The sequence below is a fragment of the Aporhodopirellula sallentina SM41 genome, assembly GCF_000346505.1.
Taxonomy (GTDB): domain Bacteria; phylum Planctomycetota; class Planctomycetia; order Pirellulales; family Pirellulaceae; genus Rhodopirellula; species Rhodopirellula sallentina.
Genome location: NZ_ANOH01000106.1, coordinates 1 through 6966 on the forward strand (window position 1 = coordinate 1; position 6966 = coordinate 6966).

The 6966-nt window shown below is 58.6% G+C and carries 7 protein-coding genes; 1 reads left to right on the forward strand and 6 read right to left on the reverse strand.

Features of this window, described 5'->3' with window-relative positions:
- The 6 genes from RSSM_RS33065 to RSSM_RS06210 form a co-directional block, all read right to left on the reverse strand.
- The coding region (locus RSSM_RS33065) for a hypothetical protein (RefSeq protein WP_008675724.1) at positions 1 to 216 on the reverse strand (216 nt) is incomplete at its 3' end.
- A gap of 192 nt (positions 217 to 408) precedes the next feature.
- Positions 409 to 999 carry a hypothetical protein gene (locus RSSM_RS06190; RefSeq protein ID WP_144059606.1) on the reverse strand — a complete coding sequence of 197 codons (591 nt, stop codon included), beginning with the start codon at positions 997 to 999 and terminating at the stop codon, positions 409 to 411.
- Between the two features lie 222 nt (positions 1000 to 1221).
- Complete coding sequence (locus RSSM_RS06195; RefSeq protein ID WP_008675727.1) at positions 1222 to 2439, reverse strand: glycosyltransferase family 2 protein; 1218 nt, start codon at positions 2437 to 2439, stop codon at positions 1222 to 1224.
- The gene (locus RSSM_RS06200; RefSeq protein ID WP_008675729.1) at positions 2432 to 3289 is read right to left on the reverse strand and encodes a lysophospholipid acyltransferase family protein; all 858 of its coding nucleotides are present in this window, start codon (positions 3287 to 3289) and stop codon (positions 2432 to 2434) included. Before RSSM_RS06200 ends, RSSM_RS06195 begins: the two co-directional genes overlap by 8 nt.
- Positions 3286 to 4893: a phytoene desaturase family protein gene (locus RSSM_RS06205; protein ID WP_008675730.1), complete on the reverse strand. Its 1608-nt coding sequence runs from the start codon at positions 4891 to 4893 to the stop codon at positions 3286 to 3288. Before RSSM_RS06205 ends, RSSM_RS06200 begins: the two co-directional genes overlap by 4 nt.
- A 52-nt stretch (positions 4894 to 4945) precedes the next feature.
- Complete coding sequence (locus RSSM_RS06210; RefSeq protein ID WP_008675732.1) at positions 4946 to 6448, reverse strand: aldehyde dehydrogenase family protein; 1503 nt, start codon at positions 6446 to 6448, stop codon at positions 4946 to 4948.
- A gap of 23 nt (positions 6449 to 6471) precedes the next feature.
- Here RSSM_RS06210 and RSSM_RS06215 point away from each other — a divergent pair.
- Positions 6472 to 6966, forward strand: a 495-nt coding sequence (locus tag RSSM_RS06215; protein ID WP_008675735.1) for a sigma-54 factor interaction domain-containing protein, incomplete at its 3' end; no start/stop codon positions are given.

Below are 6966 nucleotides of genomic sequence, written 5' to 3' on the forward strand. Positions count from 1 at the left end.
CTGCGGCGAGTTGGTCGACGTTGGGGTGTGAATCCCGGGAGTCCCATAGCACGATAGATCGGGCGACCAATCTTCGATCGTGATCCACAGGATATTGGGACGCGGATCGGGTTCCGCGGTCACAGAGTCCGATGCCGCGAGAGCATACGGAACAACGCCCCAGTTCGCCAAGAAGAAGGCTGCTGCCGCAAACACACCACGATACTGAAATCCCACCGCCTACGCTCCTTTGAGATGGCTCGCACTCGCCGAAGTTCGGTAGAACCAAGACCTCGGCGTAGGTGCTCATTGCCGCGAATCAAAAAACAATTGAGCACGACATTATAGCCGTCGTGGAGTCACGGCATTTGCTGAAGAAGCGTTCTTTTTCTGCTGATTTGCGTCGATGGAGCGATGGCAAACGGTGGGCTATTTGTCGACGTAGACACCACGACATTGCAACGTGATCGTGTTGACCGTGTCATCGAAAGTCGCCATTCCGACGGCGACGATTCGGTCGCCTTCGGAAACGCCGAGCAGTTTGCGAGCATCGGTGGGCAAGATCGCTCCCGCCTCATCGACCATGTTCACGATCGCTTTGGGAGCGTTCGCCGCACGGCGTTTACAGAACGGGCAATTGTCCTCGTGATCGGGATCATCGGCGCCGTGCCCATCGGCGGGCAGCTCGCTCAACATGAATGTCGCTTGATCGTCTTGAAACGCTTGAAAGTCGCCGGCGTCGATGCGACCGGTCAGGGTGACTTCCTGGGAAGCAACACTGACCTCTTCGGAATCCTCCGACGGTGCGAAGGCTTCAGCGACTTCCGTCAACGAAATCGCCGATTCCGGTTTGTCGGCCAGCAACAGATCGCTTTGCACTTCGGCAACGGACGCTGTTTCTCCCGAATCGGATCCGCAACCCGGCAAGACAATCGCGGTGGTCAATACCGAAAGTGCGGCAGCACACGCGAAGCTTTTACGGACGCCATTCAAAATCGACGAATTTGCAACCACGGACATAGGATAGAGCTTTGCGGAAGGAACACGGGCGGAGAGGCGAAAATGCATAGACAACCACCTCCCATCTTAGAGGTCGTGCAGTTTTTAAGTGCTGCATTGCCAAGCGTCTATCATCACCCTCTCAAAGGGAGGGGAAAGTAAAACTGCACGGCCTCCTTTACGGAGAGTGTTGCCGATCAGGTGCTACGTCCACGCCATGCAATTTGTTTGCCGGTAAGATGATTAAAAAAATGCCGCCCACTGCAACACCAGGAAGACGACGATCGAGACTGGGTGTAATGCCGCCCCGACGATGCTTTGGCGGAACCGTTTCGCCGCAACCCACCGCGGCATGTGGCTCAGTACGATCGCCGCGACGCTGAGAATTAACGCAACGTTCACCGATCGGGCCGACGCGGATTGGTGGCCGATCGTCACCGCGTAGACGATCACCACGTAAGGCAACACGTTTGCGCCGCCGAGCAAGACCGTGAACGGCACCAACAAGCGAACGTTCGCGATACCCTCGGTCGCATTCTTGAGGAGTCCCCGGACGACCTCACCGGCGCTAGTGTACATCCGACAGGACGCCACATCGGTACCGTCCACACAGTCGGTCATCATTCCGTGCTGACGATATGCGTTTGGCAATTTGATGCCGTCGTGGCGAGAGGACCGGATGGCTTCGTGTGTTCCGCACCGCCGGTACGATTCCCGGTCGGTGAAAAACAGTTGGCCGCACCCGGATGCAAACGCGGGGCTCGCACTCGATCGCATCCGCTGGAACGGTAGATAGCAAAGCAAGATGTAGTGCATCATCGGAATCAGCAGTTTTTCGAGCAGCGTGCCGGTTTCCTGATGTGGGAACGCGCTAAGCAACCCGAGCGACTCACCGACGTAGCCGGAACCGGACTTTCCTTCGTCAAACCCTCGGAGAAGTTCCATGCGGATCGAACCATCACGCACTGCTTTGGTCGATTGAGCCTTTCTTCGGGCGAGTTGCTGAAGAGCCGTCGGGCGCAGCCGCACGTCGGCATCAAGAAACAGCAACAGATCATGCTTCGCCGCTTCGGCGAGTTGATAACACGCGTGTTGTTTGCCGTTCCATCCTTCCGGCAGCCCGCAACCCAGGATCAGCCGAACTCGCGGGTCCGCCTCACTCAATTCGCGAACAATTTGCGCCGTATCGTCTTCGGAGTCGTCATCGAGAACGACCACCTCGAGATCCGCACCGGTGTTCTCCAAAATCGACTCAACCGATTGGCGAATCCCGGCCTCCTCATTTCGTGCAGGAATGAGGACCGAGACCGACGGTTGTTCGTCGTCGGGATTGAGTTGACCGCCACGCCACCGCGTGAACAACGGCAGGTTGTTGGCGAACATCATCGACGCGACCAACGCGAGCACAAAGGACATCGCCGGAAACACCAACAGCATCAAAAGGGACAACCAATCAGTCATTGTGGCCCTCTTCGAATTGGTGCCCGTGGGATGCATCGAACCGCCGAAGGGTGAGCCACGATTTCACGCGTCGCGACCAATCGTAGACTCCTGAGACGCCCTGCTTTCCTCGCAGAAGATTATGAAACGGTTCGGAAGATCGGGCGATGACTCTCGCGGCGAGATGCGTTTGGTTTTCGCGAAGACGCCGCGTCAAATCTTCGCCCCATTGCGATTTGCTGCGGTCAGGAAATTCCGCCAACGAAACGGCTTCGCCAAACCGAATCAGACATTCGGGCAGTCGCTCTTCCCAGAAGACGTATTCGAGCGACATCGGGACGACCAACGCCTCTTTGGCTTTCGCGCAAAGATGAGCGAGACCGGGCATCAACTCGGCGTCGTGATCTCGCGGGTCTGCAAACCGTCCTTCCGGAGTCAGCCACAGGGCCGTTGCCGGACGGCGAAAGAGTTCTGCGGTTGTTTGCAGAAACGCCGCGGCGCCTGATGCGGAGTGCAATTCGACACCGAAAAAGCCCAGCTTCTCGAACACTTTGTATTTTTGCAGAGCCTCCGCGTCGATCGGGGCGTACAGTTGCCGCGGATGAAAAAGACGTTGATTGATGAAATGCGCGAGCAACGGGTCCCACCACGACGGATGATTGCAATAAACGATAACGGGCAAATCGGGATTGCCGGAGATTTCCGTCGGGAGCGGCGTATTTTCGTAAGCGATCGCGTGAAAATGCCGTTTCAGGTAGGTATCCAAAAAGCGATGGAAGCCGTTTTGAAACCACTTGGCCGGCGGGGCGATGACGTCGCGTTGGGTTCGTGAATCACGACGCGATGCGGTTGAATGGGTTCCCGCATTCACGCACGCGATCCTGCGGCAGCGGAAAGACGCCCCTCACGGGCATCGTCGTCGAGTGAGTCGGCGGCAATCCAACCGCTCATCAAAACCATCGGCATACCCGGTCCCGGATGAGCGGCACCGCCGGCGAGATAGAGACCACGAATGTCTTTGCGGCGGTTCCCCGGTTTGAACGCACCGGTAAATTTCCCGTGGCTGGCCAGACCGTAGATCGCACCGTTGAGAACCCGGTATCGGTTGTGGATTCCCTCCGGCGTCAATGAATCCTCCGTCACGATCGCGTCGCGAAGGCCTTCCATTCCCGCCGTCCGTTCGAGTTTGTCGAGAATCACCTCGCGGTACTCCGGCAACATCTTCTTCCAATCGTGATGCGGACGCAGGTACGGTGTGTGGACGAGAATGTACAACGCCTCACCACCCTCCGGCGCAACGGCTGGTTCCGATACCGCGGGGGCACACACGTATGCGGTTGGGTCGGGGGCGGGTTCGCCCCGGTTGTAGATCGCATCGAACTCGGCTTCGGGGTCCTTCGAAAAGATGAAATTGTGATGCAGTAATTGCTCGTATTTCCGGTTCAACCCCAGATACAAGACCACACCGCTGCACGCCGGAACGTGTTGGTTCTTCTTTTCGAACGCTTTCGATTCTGGGGTCCCGTCCAACAGTTCGCGATACGTTCGAACTGAGTCACAATTGCTGACCACGGCGTCACACGGAATCGACTCGCCGCCCGCCGTTGTAACGCCCGTGACTCCCGTAGCGTCCGTATTGATTCGCAGTACGTCCGTCCCGGGGCGGAAATCGACTCCCAATTCTGTTCCGAGTTTGATCAAGGCTTCCGGTACGGCGCGGGTGCCTCCGATCGGGTACCAGATGCCCTCTTCGGTTTGCATGTGAGCGATCCCGCAGAGCACCGCCGGGGACGCATACGGTGACGATCCGACGTACTGCGTGAAGTGATCCATCATTTGCGAAACGCGGTGTTCGGGCACGTGTGACCGGACCACCGACGCGACGCTGCGTCCCATTCGCAGCGACATCACGTCTTTGAGCACGGCAGCCGAGAACGCCCCGCCGACTTCCATCGTGTCGGCGAGCCCGCCGATCGAACGCCAGAAGAAGAAACGGTCCGAAACCCCGTGCAGTTGTTCGCTGACCCGCAAGAACTTCTCATACCCAGCACCTGCCGAATCGCCACCGGTAAAGTCCCGCAGGTGTCGCTTCATCGCATCCACATCGGCGACCAAATCGAGCACCGAGTTTTCGCTGGTCCCGGCTTCCTTGGATCCCTCGAAGAAACATCGCCACTGCGGGTCGAGCGGCACGATTTCGAGGTAGTCGTTCATGTCGCGATCGGCTTCCGCGAAGACGCGGCGGAGGACACTCGGCAGTGTCAAAATGGTCGGCCCCATGTCAAACCGATAGCCTTCGGTTTGGTGCACGGCCGCTTTCCCGCCGAGCCAATCGTTTTTGTCACACAAAGTTACTTGGTGTCCACGTGCGGCCAACACGCACGCAGACGACAAACCGGCGAGCCCACCACCGACGACCATCACGTTTTGTGGAACACTCGTGCGACTCGATGACGGGGACGAAGAAGCAATCATGGTGGGCAATTGTATCGAAGGGGAGACGTGGCGGGGCACTGAATGGTTTTAATCAACGGCGTCGGCGTGCGGCAGTGGTCAGGCGACGGAGCGCTTCAATTCGATCGCGAAACCCGCGGCCATGGTTGAGTTGTAGGACGCCGGTCAACAATTCCGCATCCGAATCGTTAGGCTCTGACAAGTGCGGCGCGACCCGACCGCGACGCGTCGAGATCGTTCGTATGTTCGTCATCGCGAGCAAACCTTCCGGACCGCGCGTCACCCCGAATCCGCTCTCCCCCTGCCCACCAAACGGCAATCTCGGGTCGGCCGTTGGGGCCACCATGTCATTCACCGTGACCGAACCAACATGCAATCGCGATGCCAACCGTTGGGCGTGCTCGGTGGAACCAAACACCGAGGCGGCGAGCCGGTAAGGGCAATCGTTGACGATTTCCACGACTGCCTCTTCCTCCGCAACCGGGACCAACGAAATCACCGGGGCAAAGACGTCGGATTGTAAAACCGGATGCGAAGGCGGGACTTGAGAAAGCACAACCGGAGCCATCTCCCCGGTGTCGCGCAGTTTGGCTTCATCAAACTTTCCGATTTCGTCGACCGCGCCGCTGTGGAGAGCGGACGCAATTTGATCAGCCACGGTCGAACGTGCCGAAGGATGAACGATGACCGGCCGAGCCGCCCTAAGGCTATCGATCAGGCGAGCAGCCCATTCCGGCTTCTGCTCAGAACTAGATTGTGAACTCAGAGGCGACAGGGACTGCCAAAACACAGCGCGGCGGGGCCCGATGCAGGTCGCACCGCTGTTGAACATCAATCCGAACTTGATCGCCGATACGACCCGTTCTTGATCGGCACCGGGCAGCACCACGACGGCGTCGCATCCGGAAAGTTCCATGATTGTCGGCGTGAGCGACTCGGCGGCTTGCCGGAGGACTTTGCGGCCTGTCCGAGCGGCTCCGGTCAGCACGATCAGGTTGACTCCTTGGTCGATCGCCGAAACCGCCGCCTCGGTGGAACTATCGAGCACGGAGATGACTTCGCGGGGCACTCCTGCGGCGAAAAACGCATCCACCATGAGTTCGGTCACCGATTCGCTACCCTCAGCGGGCTTGATCGACACGCAATTTCCCGCCGCGAGTGCCTGTGCGGCCTGGACGCCCGTCAAAAAGATTGGGTAATTCCACGTCCCGAGAATCAATACACGACCGCGAGGGACTCGCTGAACCACGCTGCGGACACCCCACATCCAAACCGGCCGGCCCGACAATCCCACACGTCGATCGGCCAGCACGCGAGCCCCGTGGCGGGCGATCCACCCTAAAGCGTCGCACAAGGGGATCAGCTCCGATGCGACGGTTTCAATTTCCTCTCTTCGTTGATCACTGCGTGCCGCAGATACTAAAAGATCCGCACAACGTGCCATTTCCTTTCGAGCTTTACCGACGATTCGGCAACGTTCCGCGTGGGACCGCATAGCCCACGACGTCAGTTCGTGATAATTTGTCGCGGCAGTCAATTCGTCCTCATCAGGTTGGGAAGCCGGGTGACAGTTCATCCTACCAGTCAAGCCAGTTTGAAGTGAGTCTCCGCAACCAACTGTTGCCGGGAGTGATCGGTGGGTCCCCCGCCATGCGCGAAGTCGACCGTGTGACCCGCAAGGTCGCCGTCAGCAATGCGTCTGTGCTGATCCTCGGTGAAACCGGAACCGGGAAAGAACTGGTGGCGTCGGCAATTCATCAACTGAGTCATCGCAGCGGTGGCCCGTTCGTCAAAGTCAACTGTGGCGCGCTGAGCGAAAGCCTGCTCGAAAGCGAACTGTTTGGACACGTTCGCGGTTCGTTCACCGGTGCGATCGCGAACCGGGCCGGTCGATTCGAAGCAGCCGACGGCGGTTCCATCTTTCTCGATGAAATCAACTCCACCACAATGACCCTGCAGGTCAAGCTGCTCCGCGTGTTGCAGGAGAAGGAATTTGAACGCGTCGGTGACACCACCACGCATCACACCGATGCCCGCGTGATCGCAGCGAGCAACCGGGACCTGATGCGTCAGGTCCACAACGATCGTCTTTCG